14 protein-coding genes and 1 pseudogene are annotated in these 14113 nt (G+C 71.8%); 8 read left to right on the forward strand and 7 right to left on the reverse strand.

Features of this window, described 5'->3' with window-relative positions; all coding sequences use genetic code 11:
* The 4 genes from ACI2LY_RS01205 (at position 1) to ACI2LY_RS01220 (ending at position 4153) form a co-directional block, all read left to right on the forward strand.
* On the forward strand, positions 1 to 582 hold the full coding sequence (locus ACI2LY_RS01205; protein WP_404706454.1) for a GTP-binding protein: 582 nt from the start codon (positions 1 to 3) through the stop codon (positions 580 to 582).
* Positions 582 to 1802 carry a cytochrome P450 gene (locus ACI2LY_RS01210; RefSeq protein ID WP_404705254.1) on the forward strand — a complete coding sequence of 407 codons (1221 nt, stop codon included), beginning with the start codon at positions 582 to 584 and terminating at the stop codon, positions 1800 to 1802. Before ACI2LY_RS01205 ends, ACI2LY_RS01210 begins: the two co-directional genes overlap by 1 nt.
* Positions 1799 to 3025, forward strand: a complete 1227-nt coding sequence (locus ACI2LY_RS01215; RefSeq protein WP_404705255.1) for a cytochrome P450 — start codon at positions 1799 to 1801, stop codon at positions 3023 to 3025. Before ACI2LY_RS01210 ends, ACI2LY_RS01215 begins: the two co-directional genes overlap by 4 nt.
* A 138-nt stretch (positions 3026 to 3163) precedes the next feature.
* A complete protein-coding gene (locus ACI2LY_RS01220; protein WP_404705256.1) occupies positions 3164 to 4153 on the forward strand; it encodes an aldo/keto reductase in 990 nt (329 codons plus the stop codon).
* A gap of 54 nt (positions 4154 to 4207) precedes the next feature.
* Here the strand turns inward: ACI2LY_RS01220 and ACI2LY_RS01225 are convergent, their stop codons facing one another.
* On the reverse strand, positions 4208 to 5389 hold the full coding sequence (locus ACI2LY_RS01225; RefSeq protein WP_404705257.1) for a sporulation protein: 1182 nt from the start codon (positions 5387 to 5389) through the stop codon (positions 4208 to 4210).
* 146 nt (positions 5390 to 5535) lie between these two features.
* Positions 5536 to 6288, reverse strand: coding sequence for a hypothetical protein (locus ACI2LY_RS01230; RefSeq protein ID WP_404705258.1), 753 nt, complete (start codon positions 6286 to 6288; stop codon positions 5536 to 5538).
* 193 nt (positions 6289 to 6481) lie between these two features.
* On the opposite strand from ACI2LY_RS01230, the gene ACI2LY_RS01235 reads away from it, so the two are divergent.
* The 4 genes and pseudogenes from ACI2LY_RS01235 (at position 6482) to ACI2LY_RS01250 (ending at position 8425) form a co-directional block, all read left to right on the forward strand.
* A complete protein-coding gene (locus ACI2LY_RS01235) occupies positions 6482 to 7174 on the forward strand; it encodes a hypothetical protein (RefSeq protein WP_404705259.1) in 693 nt (230 codons plus the stop codon).
* Between the two features lie 27 nt (positions 7175 to 7201).
* Entirely contained in the window at positions 7202 to 7552 is a 351-nt protein-coding gene (locus tag ACI2LY_RS01240; RefSeq protein WP_404705260.1) for a hypothetical protein, read from the forward strand.
* A gap of 107 nt (positions 7553 to 7659) precedes the next feature.
* A pseudogene (locus tag ACI2LY_RS01245) lies at positions 7660 to 7862 on the forward strand (aldo/keto reductase); the annotation flags it as partial.
* A gap of 131 nt (positions 7863 to 7993) precedes the next feature.
* Positions 7994 to 8425 carry a calmodulin-binding protein gene (locus ACI2LY_RS01250; RefSeq protein WP_404706455.1) on the forward strand — a complete coding sequence of 144 codons (432 nt, stop codon included), beginning with the start codon at positions 7994 to 7996 and terminating at the stop codon, positions 8423 to 8425.
* 57 nt (positions 8426 to 8482) lie between these two features.
* Here ACI2LY_RS01250 and ACI2LY_RS01255 read toward each other — a convergent pair whose 3' ends face one another.
* From ACI2LY_RS01255 to ACI2LY_RS01275, 5 genes are all read right to left on the reverse strand, one after another.
* The gene (locus ACI2LY_RS01255) at positions 8483 to 8980 is read right to left on the reverse strand and encodes a hypothetical protein (RefSeq protein ID WP_404705261.1); all 498 of its coding nucleotides are present in this window, start codon (positions 8978 to 8980) and stop codon (positions 8483 to 8485) included.
* Positions 8981 to 9036: 56 nt separating this feature from the next.
* Positions 9037 to 10050, reverse strand: a complete 1014-nt coding sequence (locus ACI2LY_RS01260; protein ID WP_404705262.1) for an acyl-CoA desaturase — start codon at positions 10048 to 10050, stop codon at positions 9037 to 9039.
* A gap of 29 nt (positions 10051 to 10079) precedes the next feature.
* Positions 10080 to 11324: a beta-ketoacyl-[acyl-carrier-protein] synthase family protein gene (locus ACI2LY_RS01265; RefSeq protein WP_404705263.1), complete on the reverse strand. Its 1245-nt coding sequence runs from the start codon at positions 11322 to 11324 to the stop codon at positions 10080 to 10082.
* A 119-nt stretch (positions 11325 to 11443) separates the two neighbouring features.
* Positions 11444 to 11761, reverse strand: a complete 318-nt coding sequence (locus ACI2LY_RS01270; RefSeq protein WP_404705264.1) for a hypothetical protein — start codon at positions 11759 to 11761, stop codon at positions 11444 to 11446.
* A gap of 32 nt (positions 11762 to 11793) precedes the next feature.
* Entirely contained in the window at positions 11794 to 13878 is a 2085-nt protein-coding gene (locus tag ACI2LY_RS01275) for an acetoacetate decarboxylase family protein (RefSeq protein WP_404705265.1), read from the reverse strand.
* Positions 13879 to 14113: the final 235 nt, after the last annotated feature.

Genomic DNA, 14113 nt, shown 5'->3' on the forward strand with positions numbered 1-14113 from the left:
TTGGGTGCCTCCGCCGACAACGGTCTGAAGATCGTCGTCGTGGGCGGCTTCGGCGTCGGCAAGACCACGCTGGTCCGCTCGGTCAGCGAGATCCGTCCCCTGAACACCGAGGAGACGATGACGCAGGCGGGCGCGTCGGTGGACGACATCGCGCAGGTGGGCGGCAAGACGGCGACCACGGTCGCCTTCGACTTCGGCCGCATCACGCTGGACGCGCACAACGTGCTGTATCTGTTCGGAGCGCCCGGCCAGGAGCGCTTCTGGTTCCTCTGGGACCGGCTGTTCTCGGGCACGCTCGGCGCGGTCGTACTGGTGGACACCCGCCGGATCGACGACTCCTGGTACGCGATCGACCGGCTGGAGCAGCACGGCACGCCGTTCATCGTGGCCTGCAACGACTTCGGCGGCCCGGTGCGCGCGGGCGCGGACGTACGCGCCGCCCTGGACCTCGACCCGCAGGTACCGCTGATCGACTGCGACGCCCGCTCCCGCGAGTCGGCCAAGGACGTCCTGATCACCCTGGTCCGCCATGTGCAGACCCGGTACGCCACGGCCGCCGGGGCCAGAGGGGAGCTGGTGTGATGTCCGAGGCCGTACCGCTCGGCGGACCCCGCTTCCAGACCGAACCCGCCTGTCTGTACCGGGAGATGCGGCGCGACCACGGCTCCGTGGTCCCGGTGGAGCTGGACGGCGGCATCCCGGCCTGGCTGGTGGTGGGCTACCGCGAGCTGCACCAAGTGACGGGCGATCCGGTGCTGTTCAGCCGGGACTCCGAGCTGTGGAACCAGTGGGAGAACATCCCGGCGGACTGGCCGCTGCTGCCGATGATCGGACACCGCCAGCCGTCCATCCTCTACACGGTCGGGGAACGGCACCGGCAGCGTGCCGCGATGATCAGCAACGCGCTGGAGACGGCCGACCCCTTCGAACTCCGGCACCAGGCCGAGCGGTTCGCGGACGAGCTGATCGACACCGTCTGCCTCTCCGGCGAGGCCGACCTCGTCGCCCAGTACTCGGCCCTGCTGCCCGTACGGGTCCTCGCACACCTCTACGGCTTCCCGGACGACGAGGGTCCCGGCCTGGTCACCGCGCTCAACGACATGATCGACGGCCGGGAGCGGGCGCTGGCCGGGCAGTCCCATCTGGCCTCCTCCATGGCCCGGCTGGTCGCCGACCGCAGGGAGCAGCCCGCCGACGACGTGGTCTCCCGGATGCTGGCCGACGACAGCGGGTTCACCGACGAGGAGATCGTCCAGGACCTGATGGTGATGATGGCGGCCGGGCACCAGCCGACCGCCGACTGGATCGGCAACTCGCTACGGCTGATGCTGACCGACGACCGGTTCGCCGCCTCCCTGTTCGGCGGCCGCAACAGCGTCGCCGAGGCGATGAACGAGGTGCTGTGGGAGGACGCGCCCACCCAGAACGTGGCGGGCCGCTGGGCCGCGCGCGACACCCACCTCGGCGGCCGCCGGGTCCGCGCCGGTGACCTGCTGCTGCTCGGTCTCCAGGGCGCCAACTCCGACCCGCAGGTGCGTACCGACGCCTCCGCGCTGACCGGCGGCAACAACGCGCACTTCTCCTTCGGGCACGGCGAGCACCGCTGCCCGTTCCCGGCGCAGGAGATCGCCGAGGTCATCGCGCGCACCGGCATCGAGGTCGTCCTCGACCGGCTGCCCGACATCGACCTGGCGGTGCCCGCCGGGTCCCTCACCCGTCGCCCGTCGCCCTGGTTGCGCGGGCTGACCGAGCTGCCCGTGCGGTTCACTTCGACCCCTGCCCTGGGAGGCACGTCACGATGACCACCGGTACCGAAATCTCCCGTATCGCCCTCGACCCCTTCGTCACCGACCTGGACGGCGAGAGCTCGGCCCTGCGCGCGGCCGGACCGCTGGCGGCCGTGGAGCTGCCCGGCGGGGTACCCGTCTGGGCCGTCACCCGGCACGCCGAGGCCAAGGCGCTGCTGACCGATCCGCGCCTGGTGAAGGACATCAATGTGTGGGGCGCCTGGCGGCGCGGCGAGATCCCGGCGGACTGGCCGCTGATCGGGCTGGCCAACCCGGGCCGCTCGATGCTCACCGTGGACGGCGCGGACCACCGCCGGATGCGCACGCTGGTGGCGCAGGCGCTCACCCCGCGCCGGGTGGAGCTGATGCGGGAGCGGATCGGGAAGCTCACCCAGGACCTGCTGGACGCGCTGCCCACCGACGCCGGGGTGGTCGACCTGAAGGCGGCCTTCGCCTATCCGCTGCCGATGTACGTGGTGGCCGAGCTGATGGGCATCGACGAGTCGTCGCTGCCCCGGCTGAAGGTGCTGTTCGAGAAGTTCTTCTCCACCCAGACCCCGCCCGCCGAGGTCATCGCCACCCTGACCGAGCTGGCCGGAATCATGGCGGCGACCGTCGCGGCGAAGCGTGCCGAGCCGGGCGACGACCTCACCAGCGCGCTGATCCTGGCGTCGGCGGACGGCGACCACCTCACGGACGAGGAGATCGTCGCCACCCTCCAGCTGATGATCGCGGCCGGGCACGAGACGACGATCTCCCTGATCGTCAACGCGGTCGTCAACCTCTCCACCCACCCGGACCAGCGGGAACTGGTGCTGTCCGGGCAGGCGGACTGGTCGGCGGTGGTCGAGGAGACGCTGCGCTGGTCCACCCCGACCTCGCACGTGCTGATCCGCTTCGCCACCGAGGACGTGCCGGTCGGTGACCGGGTGATCCCCGCCGGGGACGCGCTGATCGTCTCGTACGGCGCGCTCGGCCGCGACGAGGAGGCGCACGGGCCGAGCGCCGGGGAGTTCGACATCACGCGGGAGACCCAGAACCGGCACATCTCCTTCGGCCACGGCCCGCACGTCTGCCCCGGCGCGGCGCTGTCCCGGCTGGAGGCGGGCGTGGCGCTGCCCGCGCTGTACGCCCGCTTCCCGCAGCTGGACCTGGCGGTCCCGGCGGCCGAGCTGCGCAACAAGCCCGTGGTCACCCAGAACGACCTGTTCGAGCTTCCGGTACGCCTGAACGGGTGACTTGACTTCGAGCGCGCTTCAGCTCGTAGCGTCGCAGGCGCTCCGGTGCCCGGCGTCCCTCTACGGGATGCCGGGCTGCCAGATCCGTCGCTAGATGGATGTAGGGGCCCGAACGCGTGCGAAAGGCTGGAACACCAGATGCGAAAGCGCAGCCTGCGGGACTTGGAAGTGTCCGCTATCGGCCTAGGTTGTATGGGCATGTCGGCCTTCTATGGAACGGCCGACCAGGACGAGGGCGTGGACACCATCCACCGCGCCCGCGAGCTGGGCATCGACTTCCTGGACACGGCCCAGATGTACGGACCGCTCACCAACGAGTCCCTGGTCGGCGAGGCGATCCGGGGCCACCGTGACAGTTACGTGCTGGCCACCAAGTTCAACTTCCGGATGGACGACGCGGTACCCGGCGACATGTCGACCGTGGGCCGCCAGGACGGCTCGGCCGAGCATGTCCGAGCCTCGGTGGAGGGCTCCCTCCAGCGGCTGGGCACCGACCACATCGACCTGTACTACCAGCACCGGGTCGACCCGAACGTGCCGATCGAGGAGACGGTCGGCGCGCTGGCCGAGCTGATCGCCGAGGGCAAGATCGGGCACATCGGGCTGAGCGAGGCGAGCGCGGAGACGCTGCGCCGGGGCAACGCCGTCCACCCGATCACGGCCGTGCAGAGCGAGTACTCGCTGTGGTCGCGGGACGTGGAGGCGGAGGTGCTGCCGACCTGCCGCGAGCTGGGCATCGGCTTCGTCGCCTACTCCCCGCTGGGCCGGGGCTTCCTCGCGGGCCGCTTCTCCTCCCCCGAGGAGCTGGACAAGGACGACTACCGCCGCAGCAGCCCCCGCTTCACCGACGAACACCTCCAGGCCAACCTGCGCCTCGCCGCCAAGGTCAAGGAGATCGCCGAGAAGAAGGGCGTCACCCCGGCCCAGCTCGCCCTCGCCTGGGTCCTCGCCCAGGGCGACCACATCGTCCCCATCCCCGGCACCAAGCGCCGCTCCTACCTCGAACAGAACGCCGCCGCGGTCGACATCACCCTCACCCCCGAGGAACTCGCCCAGATCGACGCGGAGTTGCCCGAGGTCTCGGGTGAACGGTACGACGAGGCGGGGATGCGCGCGGTCAATCGCTGAGGCGACCTGCCCGGCCGGGAATCGCGTTGCACGCCGGGTCCCGGCCGGACTCGGCTAGCTCGCGAGGGTGAGTTCGGTGCGGGCACGGTGCAGGAACTCGGCGACGGGCCGTTCCCGGTTCCAGGGGGCGAGGGCGGCCGTGACGTCTGCGACGTAGTCCCGGGCACGCGCTGAGGCCACACGGCCGAGGATGTCGACGGCCCGGTGCCCGACGGCGAGGCCCTGGTCGAGGGCACCCTCCTGGAGGTGGGTGGTGGCGAGGACGGTCAGGCGCAGGCCCACGGAGCGGGCGAAGTCGTCCGGGGACATGGCGGTGGCCTGGGTGTTCCAGCGCCACGCCGCGGCCGGGTTCCGCAGGTCGCGGTGGACTTCGACGGCGTCGGCGGAGAGCCGGGCGTGCGTGAAGTACCGAATCCAGGCCGGTTCGTCGGCGTCGTGCCCGGCCTGTTCCAGGCAATGTTCGGAGACGGTGAGCGCGGCGGCCGCGGCCCTGGCGTCGCGTGCCTTGGCGTGTGCGCGGGCCTCGATGAGCTTGGCGAACCCCAGGACCCGGTGACCCGCGCGTCCTCGGGAGCGGTCGTAGGCGCCCTGCGCCATGTCGATGGCCTCATCTGGGTAACCGCGCAGCAGGGTTTGCAGAGCCATGTTGGCCATCACGTGGCAGCCGATGTCCACGGCTCCCCCGGCCTTGGCCATGCGCAGGGCTTGGACGAAGTGCCGCTGGGCGATGTCGTGGTGGCCGGTGTCGACGGCGCTCCAGCCCGCTACTCGGGCGAGTTCGGCGGTCACGGAGAACAGGCCGCGTCCGATCTCGTCACTGTAGGAGCCGTGCAGGAGCGGCGCGGCCCGGCGGGCGAGGCAGCGAGTGACGGAGGAGGAACGCCAGTTGCCGCCGCCGTACTTGGAGTCCCAGCGCTGTGCCTCTACCGCGGCCTGCCACAGCTCGGCGAGGTCCTCGCGGCCGACGCGCTGGGTGCCGTGGTGTGCCGCACCGGAGTCTGCGGGCACGCCGAGCCAGCGGGTGACCGGGACACCGTAGGCGCCGACGGCGAAAGCTTGGTTGAGGAAGCGGCGGCGGTCCAGGTGTTCCACAGTGCTCCAGAAGGTGACGGCATGGCGTACGGCCCCGGCGGTGTCCCGCGCGAAATCCAACCCCAGATCCTCCGCGTTCTCGCGCACGGTGCTCATGCCGATCTCGGCGACAACTAAAGGCCGAATACCGTTGTGCTTGAGCACCACGCGAGCGCAATGGAGCGGGTTGCCTGCTCTGCTCGATACTCTCGCGGTAGGTACCGCACGTAAGCGAGTCGCTGCATGGTGAACCACAATGGCCGCGAGTCTCGTCGCTCGTCACGAAGCCCAAGCAGCTTCCCGTGTCAGCGTCAGGTCACCGTCGGTACGGCTGCGGTGCGCGATGCCGTCTCTTCGATGCCAGTGTCTTTGCCGATCTGCTGAAGGGCCGCGGTCCACGGCTCTCCGGCGAGGAGGCGGTTGAAGCTGTTCATGGCGTGCCAGAGCAGTGTCGCGGCGATCAGTGGTGCGTATTGGCCAGGGCTATCCACGCCCTGCGGGTATTCCGGTTCAGCGAGCAGCGTGAGGGTGTTGTTCTCGTAGCGCGAGAACGCCTGCGCGGCCGTGAGCGTGGGGTGGGCGGACATGGACTCGGAGCGCCAGATCGCCAGAAGAGGTGCGCCGATTCGCTGCATCAGCGGCGTGAAGCTGTTGTAGACCTCCCGCCGGTTGCTCGGGATGTCTTCGGCCGCGACGGCGTCCGCGATCTCGGTGGGGTACGAGATGCCAGCGGCGTCGGCTGCCTCACGAAGGGAAGCCTGTGACCTTTGAAGAGCCCGGTTCATACAGATGACGGCGTCAGTCCCGTCCTCGGCGAGCCACCAGATGCGTGCGGCGTGCTCCAGCAGGGCGCGCCGGTTCGGCGCGGTGTCGTGGCCGAAGCTCTCACGGTGCAGCAGGACGATGGCCACCGCCTGCCGGTGTGCTCCTGCGAGCAGTCCCCAGGCGATCCGGAAGGCGCTGACGTCTTGGTCCGTCGGCCTGAGTTCCGTGGTCTCGATCAGCTCGGCCATGGCCTGTAGCCCCTGGCAGGCATGATCGTTAACGGTCTGTGCGTCGTCCATGGCGAAAGTCTGCCTCAGAACAATGCAGTTGCTCCACGCAGTATCAGCACCCTGCCCCGTACGGTGTTGGCCGCGGCTCCCCGGAGCATCATGGGGGACGGTGTTACGGCTCTCGCGGCCGGCTCAAGCGCCTGCGTGCACAACAGTGCCGGAGTTTCTGCCTGTTGTCAGGGCCGCGGTCCAGAGTCGGGATATGCGTGACAAGCGTGATGAACAGCCCGGCGACGAAGCCGATGTGGCTGATACGTCAGCGGACGGGCTCGCGTCCGAGTACGGCTCCGGAAGGCCATGCGGGACGCCCGGCTTCGAAGTGCTCGACGTGATCGGTCTGTCGGAGTCGTCTGACCCGCTGGCCAGATTGAGTGAGCACGCCCCCTGGCCTTACCCGATCAAGGGCCTCGGCAACGTTCTCGGCGCCTCACTTGCGGCGAAGATGCTGGAGACGCGTGGCCTGGGAGAAAAGATCCGGCAGATGGTCCAGATCAAGATGCCTCCTGCGATCGGGCTCAATCTGCCGACGGACTTCGGACGCATCATCGCGCAGAAGATGCAGGCCCAGTCGGCCCACATCGGGGCCGTCGTCGAAAGGGCACTGGAACGCATCCCTGAAAACCTGCGGGATCTGAAACTGGGGACGCAGCTCCACCGAGTCTTCCTGGTGAACGAGGAGGACGGGACGTCACTGGCGTGGGCCCCTAGGACCAGCATCGTGGAGGGGCTCCTCGCCGCTCCCGACATGGCGGCACGCGACACCGTGCTTCTCGACCATGTCGATGTCATCGCCGATGACGTCGACGCCTCGCTGACCTCGGTGACGGTTGCTGAGCACCAGTTGCTGCGGGCGATGCTCGCCGACGCTGTGGCCGCTCTACGCGTCGGCCTGTAAGTCCCGGCGCAGGCGGCGGCGGTCACGGTGCTCGACACGGTCTTGTACCACCACGTGCTTGAGGAACTGGACTACCCCGACAGCGAGAAGAAGCTGGCTACGCGCCAGCACTTCATGCCCATCACCGTTGATGAATGGGAGGACGCTGTTCTCTATGAGGCCGCACTCGTTCTGGTCGGCGGTGGGCTGATGACTGCCTTCCGGACCTGGAACCGCGGTCGGGGCCCCGCCTCGTTCAACCGCAACGGAAGTGTCCACCACGCGGACGATGGCCCCTACTCGCCGGCGCACGCCGTGCGGGCCGTCCTTCTCGCTCATGCACTTCTGCGGTGGCTGGACGCTGCCGTCTCGGACGGCCAGGAACCTGCGGTCGCTTGATCGCACGGCGGTGCGAGCTACCCCTGAGTACTACATCCGCAGCGCGCGGCCGATCGGAGCGGTGTTCCTGGAGCGGGCGCGCCTGGAAGCGCCGAGGATAGCTGGATTTGACGCGGCAAGACGAGCCGATCGAGCGGCTGCCGACCTGCCGCGAGCTGGGGTCGGCTTCGTCGCCTAGACGCCGCTGGGCCGGGGCTTCCTCGCGGGCCGCTCCGCCTCCCCCGAGGAACTCGCCCAGATCGACGCGGAGTTGCCCGAGGTCTCCGGTGAACGGTACGACGAGGCGGGGATGCGGGCGGTCAACCGCTGAGGCGGCTGGCCCTCGGTGCGCGCCCGACGCGCCGGTTCGAAATCCGATGTCATCACCATGCGCTTCTGCTCGAATACTCTCCGTAGTCGTGATGTGCACGACTGGAACGAGGAGAGATTCCTGTGCGACGCATGCTCATGAAGGCGGCCACGGCGGCCGCGGTCAGTGTTCTTGTCTTCGCCGCGGCGCCGCCGTCGCAGGCCGCGGCCGCCGCTGATGACCCCGCGTACTTCGTGATGACCGACGTCACACATGCGGAGTTCGTCATCAAGCTGACGAAGAGCGACGACATCCAGCATGCCCGCGCCCTCCTCAGCGGCGAGACCACCGAACGGCCCCACGTACTCACGCGGATCATCAAGCGGCCGGCCATCCACAACCCGCGCTGGAGCTTCAGCAACAACCCCGACACGACCAGCTTCTTCGACGTGGCCATCGAGGTCTGCGACGCGACCATTCCCTATGTCGAGGAGCACCTCGACGAGGCCGGTGGCGCCTTCCTGCCCGGCGCCTACTGGTGCGACTGGAGCTCGCGTCTGATCCGGGAAGTCTCCGCCCCGTAGGGCACCTCCCACGCATGCGCGGCCGGGGCCCGAGGTCGGGTCCCGGCCGCGCGTGGGTCACTTCACCGGCTTCAGGTCCGTGATCTTGCGGGTCGTCAGGTCCGACTGGACGTCGATGCGGGTGACCTGGGGGTGCTTGCCGTCGCTCCAGGTGAGGGTGACGCGGCTGGTGGCGTGGCCCATGCCGGAGCCCGTGTAGGCGACCTTCCACTTCACCGGCACGTTCTGGGCGAAGAGGATGCCGTCGGCGTGGTTCTTCTGCTCCCAGGCAGTGACCTTCTTGCGGGCGGGGGCGGAGAGGTAGAAGTTTCGCAGGGCCTTGGCGTCGGCGCCCGCCGCCGGGTCCTCGGTGTCCCAGACGGCGTCGATGTAGGCGCCGTAGAAGTCGGTGACCCGCTGGGTGACGTTGCGGGGGTCGCCCTGCGCGGAGGAAGCGGCGGCGGGCCTGGCCGCGGCGGTGGTCGTACCCGCCAGCGCCGGGGTCACGGCGGCCAGGGCGAGGCCCGCGGCGAGGGCGACGACGGTCAGCGGAGTCGTACGAATGCGGATGGACATGTGTCTCGATTCCCCGTATTCCACGCGGCCGGGCCGATCCCGGTCGTTGACGGTGCCTAAGACCGCAATTCTCGCGCGCCGGTTCCCGTTTCCGGCGCTTTGGCCTCCTTGCGCCGCGCCCGTACCCGACCGGCGTCGGGCCAGCGCACGTCGTAGGCCCAGCCGAGGTGTTCGAACCAGCGGATCAGCCGGGCGCTGGCGTCCAGTTGGCGGGTGAGGACGCCGTGCCGGGCGCTGGTCGGGTCGGCGTGGTGGAGGTTGTGCCAGGACTCGCCGAACGAGAGCGGCGCCAGCCACCACACGTTGCCGGAGTGGTCCCGGCTGCGGAACGGGCGTGAACCGGCCGCGTGGCAGATGGAGTTGATGGACCAGGTGACATGGTGCACCAGGCAGATCCGCACCAGCCCGGCCCAGAAGAACGCCGTCGCCGCGCCCGCCCAGGTCCCGGTGAGCAGCAGGCCGAGCAGTGCGGGGAGCGCCAGCGAGAGCGCCACGAACACCCCGAAGCTCCCCGAGATCAGCCGCAGCGCCCGGTCCCGTTCCAGGTCGGGCGCGTACTGCTGGGTGGAGGCGTGGTCGGTGTCGAAGAGCCAGCCGAGGTGGGCGTGGAACATGCCCTTGGCGAGCGCGCCCGGGGTGCGGCCGTACCGCCAGGGCGAGTGGGGGTCGCCGTCGCGGTCGGAGTAGCGGTGGTGCTTGCGGTGGTCGGCGACCCAGGTGAGCAGCGGCCCCTGCACGGCGAGGCTCCCGGCGACGGCGAGCGCGATCCGCAGCGGGCGGCGGGCCTTGAACGAGCCGTGGGTGAAGTACCGGTGGAAACCGACGGTGATCCCGAGCCCGCTGACCAGGTAGAACCCGGCGGCGAGCACGAGGTCGGTGGGACTGAGCCCGTTCCGCCAGGCGAGCGGGACGGCGGCGAGGAGCGCGAGGAAGGGCACGGCGACGAAGACACCGATGAGGAGCTGCTCGGCGTTCGGCCAGGACCACACCCGGCCGAGGGGCGGTACGGCGTCCGGGATCTGCGGCGCTTCCGGGACTTCCGGCACGGGCGGGACCTTTCGGCTGGGCACGGGCACCGGGTGGGCCCGGTGCGGAGTGACTACTCGGTGGCGGTGAAGGCCAGTACGGCGTTCTGGCCGCCGAAGCCGAAGGAGCTGCTGAGGGCGGCGTGCATCGGCAGGGGGCGGGGGGTCTTGGTGACCACGTCGAGGTCGATGGCGGGGTCGAGGGTGTGGAGGTTGGCGGTGGGCGGGATCAGCTGGTGGCGCAGGGTGAGGGCGGTGCAGGCGGCCTCGATGGCACCGGCGCCGCCGATGGCGTGGCCGATGGTGCCCTTGACGGCGGTCACCGGGGGCGGGCGGTGGAAGACCTGGTGGAGGGCGTTGTGTTCGGCGAGGTCGCCCTGCGGGGTGGAGGTGCCGTGGGCGTTGACGTGGTCGACGTCCTCGGGGGCGAGCCCGGCGTCGGTGAGGGCGCTGCGGATGGCGCGGGCGGCGCCGTCGCCGTCGGGGTGCGGGGAGGTGAAGTGGTGGGCGTCGCAGGATGCGCCGTACCCGGCGACCAGGGCGGCCGGGCGGGCGGCGCGGGCGCGGGCGTCGGCGGTGCGTTCCAGGACGAGGACGGCGGCGCCCTCGCCGAGGACGAAGCCGTCGCGGTCGCGGTCGAAGGGGCGGGACGCCTCGTGCGGGGCGTAGGCGCGGCGGGACAGGGCGCGCATCTGGGCGAAGCAGGCGGCGGTCATCGGGAGCCGGGCGGACTCGCTGCCACCGGCCAGCACGAGGTCGCAGGCGCCGGAGAGCAGCAGGTCGCGGGCGAGGCCGATGGCGCTGGTGCCGGAGGCGCAGGCGGTACTCACGACCAGGTTGGGGCCCGTGGCGCCGAGGTCGAGGGCGATCTCGGCGGCGGCCATGTTGGGCACGCTGCGCGGCAGGGCGAGCGGCGAGACCCGGTCGGGGACGCGGGCGGCGAGCCGGTCGAACTCGGCCTGCCAGCCCTGCATCGAGCCGGTGCCGACGCCCATGACGATGCCGATGCGCGGGCCGTCCCAGTCGCCGGGGGTGAGTCCGGCGTCGGCGACGGCCTCGCGGGCGGCGAGCAGGGCGAAGGTGGTGAAGCGGTCGAGGCGGCGGCTGAGCCGGTGGCCGAGGAGCCGGGGTGCGTCCAGGTCGGGCACCTGGCAGGAGAACGCCACGGGCAGCCCGTCGAGTCCGGGGTCGGCGGTGGCCGTGGAGATTCCGGCGCACAGGCCCTCCCAGGCGGCCGCCTGTCCGACACCGGCCGGTGTGACCAGTCCCAGTCCGGTGACGGCCACGGGGGCGCGCCGGGTCGCTTGACCTGCGTTCACGAGCTGCATGTGCGGTGATTATCCGGACCTTCGGGGCGGGTGCCGGGGCGCCACGACCCGTTCGGCCCAGGACGGCACCGGCTACCACCCGGATGCCCGAACGTCCTTGACGCGCTCCCTCATTTCCGCTGGACGGCCGGGAGCACGGCGGGCGCGGCCTGGCGGCGGCGGGGCCGTGACCGGCCGGGCCCGGCCTGGGTGAGCAACGCCTCGGCGACGGCGCGCAGTTGGCGGGCGGTCGTGCGGCAGGCGGCGGCCTGGCGGGCGAGGGTGGGTCGGCTCCACTCCGGTGCGGCGGTGCGGCCGCTCAGGGTGGCGGCGGTGGCGAGGAGGCGTCCGGCGTAGCCGTCCATCAGCTCGGCGTCGGTACGCAACCGGGCTATGCGGTCGAGGAGTTCGGCGGCGATCGGCTGGGCGGGGGTGGAATGGCTCACCATGACGGCTCCCGGTCGCGTGGGGTCGAGGAGGTTCAGCGTGGCAGGACGGCGCCCGCGGCACGGTGGACCATGAACTGCGGGCAGGCCACGACGAACAGCGGCCGGGCGGTGTCGATGCCGAGCCTGCGCAGCTGTCCGGCCATGGGTTCGGCGGCGGCGGTGTCCAGCCGGAGCCGTACCCCGGCCCCGGCGTGCAGCCGGGGGCGTCCGGAGGTGCGGATCGCGGTGCGTACGGTGCTCTCGCCGCGCCGCCCGTACAAGGCCCAGTCGGGCTCGGGGCAGCGCACGCCGGGTCCGAGGCGGCCGAGTACGGCGATGCCGAGGCCGGGCGCGCTGAGCCGGAGCCGGTGGCCGGTGAGTTGGACCTCGGCGGCGGCGCGTACGGCGGGCAGGCCCCAGAGTTCGCGGGCCGCGACGCGGGCCTCCTCGGTGGTGACGGCGAGGGAGAGGACGTGGCGGCCGGTGCGGCGCAGGTCGGCGCGGCGCAGCACGTCGAGGGCGAGGTCGGCCGGGCGGGGCCGCCACAGGTCGTCCACCGGGACGGACAGGGCGACCTCGGTGTAGGGGCCGAGGGTGGAGCAGCGGTGCTCGTACAGCGAGAGCACCGCCAGGGTGTGCCGCCCGATGCCGCTGGGCCGCACCCAGGGCACGTCGGGCAGCAGGGCCCGTACCGCCTCGGTGTCGACGGGGAAGCAGAGGTGGGCGGCGGCGGTGTCCTGGTAGCGCACGGGTACGCCGACCGGGCCGGTGGCCGTCGGGACCGAGGCGGTGGGGAGAGTGAGGAAGGGGTGGCCCTCGGGCGGCCGGGCCGGGTCCTTGAGCTGGTACGCCTGGCTGCGGACGACGGGGCCCCGGTACGGGGTGAGGGCCTGGTCGATGTGCTCCCGCGCCTCGGGGGCGACGGTGCGCAGGTGCCCGATGTACTCGCGCAGCAGGTGGGACTGCGGGTAGGCGCGGGTGGGTCCGGTGTAGCGGGCCTCGTACCGACCGGGGTGCGGGTCAGCGGTGGTCGCGGCCGGGACGAGGTCGTGCTCGTTGGTGAGGTGGCCGACCCAGGTGCGGGGGTCGGCGGGGCGCCCGGCGGGGGCCGGGGAGCCGACCGCGACGACATGGGTGATCCGGTAGGCGCGGCAGAACGCGGCGTCCCGCGCGAGGTTGAGCAGTGCGGTGCCGCCCTCGCCGTGCCCGATCAGGGCGAGTTCGGCGCCGCGCGGGATGCCGTGGTCCTCGATGGCGGGCCGGAGTGCGCGGGTGTAGGGCGAGTCGGCGGAGAGCTGCTCGCGCCAGGCGCCGACGACATCGCGCGGGGAGCCGTGGCGGGGGCGGCCGGGGCTGGTGCCGGGGGCCTGGACGACGTACCGGACGACACCGTCGGGGCCGCGCACGTTCTGCACGAGGACGCGGCCCTCGGGGGCGAGGAGGTCGATGTTGCGGAGGAAGCCGAGGAGCGAGCCCTCGGTGGCGAGGGTCTGCTTCGCCCGGTCAGCGAGGTCGACGGCCTCGGCGGCGCCGTGTTCCGCGCCGGGGTCCGGTTCCGTCTCCCCACGCGGCTCGGCGTCCAACAGGGCTCGTACGGTGAGGAGTTCGGCCAGTACGGGGGTGAGCGCGGCCAGGGCGCGCTGGGCGCCGGGGTCCTGGAAGAGGGTGCGCAGCGCGCGTACGGCCTCCCGGTCGCCGCGGGTGGCGAGGGCCGCGGTGAGGCGGCGTATGCCGGGGTCGCGGGCCAGTTCGGGGTGTCCGGCCAGCACGGCGGCGATCCGCAGCCGCAGCGAGGTGACGGCCGCCAGCGCGGCCAGGGGTTCCCCGCCCCGGCGGGCGCCGAGCAGTCTGGTGAGTCGTCTGCCGGTCCGTGCGGCGGGGGCGCCCAGGCCGCGCGGGTCGGTGAGGGTCCGCAGCAGCGCCCAGCGGGCGGTGAGTCCGGTGCGGGGGTGGCGGGCGGAGTCCTTGTGGGGTGGGGCGAGCAGGGCTTCCGCGGTGCGTTCGGCGACGGCACGGACGCCTTCGGCGACCTCGGCGACCTCGCGGGCGCCTTCGCGCAGGAGTTCCTCGGTGGTGCGCTGGTCGGCGTCCTGCCCGCCGGGCGCGGGCCGTCCGGGTGCGTGGCCGTCCGCTCGCATCCGACGCTCCCTCGATTCAGACGACGTACGACGGGATGCGACCGCGTCCGCAGGGACGCGGCCTCGTGACCCATCGTCGGCCAGGGCTCCCGCGCCCGCACCTTCGTCCGGCCGGTGGGGGCGGCGGGACCAGCGCTTTCCCGGTCCGGCACCGGGCCGGGCGGGGACCGTGGGGGATGCGCGGGGGCACGGCCGAACGGGCGACCCCGGTGTCGGCCGAGCAGGCCCGCCGTAC

Origin of the sequence: Streptomyces sp. NPDC002176 (assembly GCF_044903645.1) — a bacterium.
Taxonomy (GTDB): Bacteria; Actinomycetota; Actinomycetes; order Streptomycetales; family Streptomycetaceae; genus Streptomyces.

Excerpts from the sequence above, each read along its gene's own strand:
- ACI2LY_RS01210 (WP_404705254.1), top strand. The coding sequence starts at position 582 with ATGTCCGAGGCCGTACCGCTCGGCGGACCCCGCTTCCAGACCGAACCC.
- ACI2LY_RS01215 (WP_404705255.1), top strand. The coding sequence starts at position 1,799 with ATGACCACCGGTACCGAAATCTCCCGTATCGCCCTCGACCCCTTCGTC.
- ACI2LY_RS01220 (WP_404705256.1), top strand. The coding sequence starts at position 3,164 with ATGCGAAAGCGCAGCCTGCGGGACTTGGAAGTGTCCGCTATCGGCCTA.
- ACI2LY_RS01230 (WP_404705258.1), bottom strand. The coding sequence starts at position 6,288 with ATGGACGACGCACAGACCGTTAACGATCATGCCTGCCAGGGGCTACAG.
- ACI2LY_RS01235 (WP_404705259.1), top strand. The coding sequence starts at position 6,482 with ATGCGTGACAAGCGTGATGAACAGCCCGGCGACGAAGCCGATGTGGCT.
- ACI2LY_RS01250 (WP_404706455.1), top strand. The coding sequence starts at position 7,994 with ATGCTCATGAAGGCGGCCACGGCGGCCGCGGTCAGTGTTCTTGTCTTC.
- ACI2LY_RS01255 (WP_404705261.1), bottom strand. The coding sequence starts at position 8,980 with ATGTCCATCCGCATTCGTACGACTCCGCTGACCGTCGTCGCCCTCGCC.
- ACI2LY_RS01270 (WP_404705264.1), bottom strand. The coding sequence starts at position 11,761 with ATGGTGAGCCATTCCACCCCCGCCCAGCCGATCGCCGCCGAACTCCTC.
- ACI2LY_RS01275 (WP_404705265.1), bottom strand. The coding sequence starts at position 13,878 with ATGCGAGCGGACGGCCACGCACCCGGACGGCCCGCGCCCGGCGGGCAG.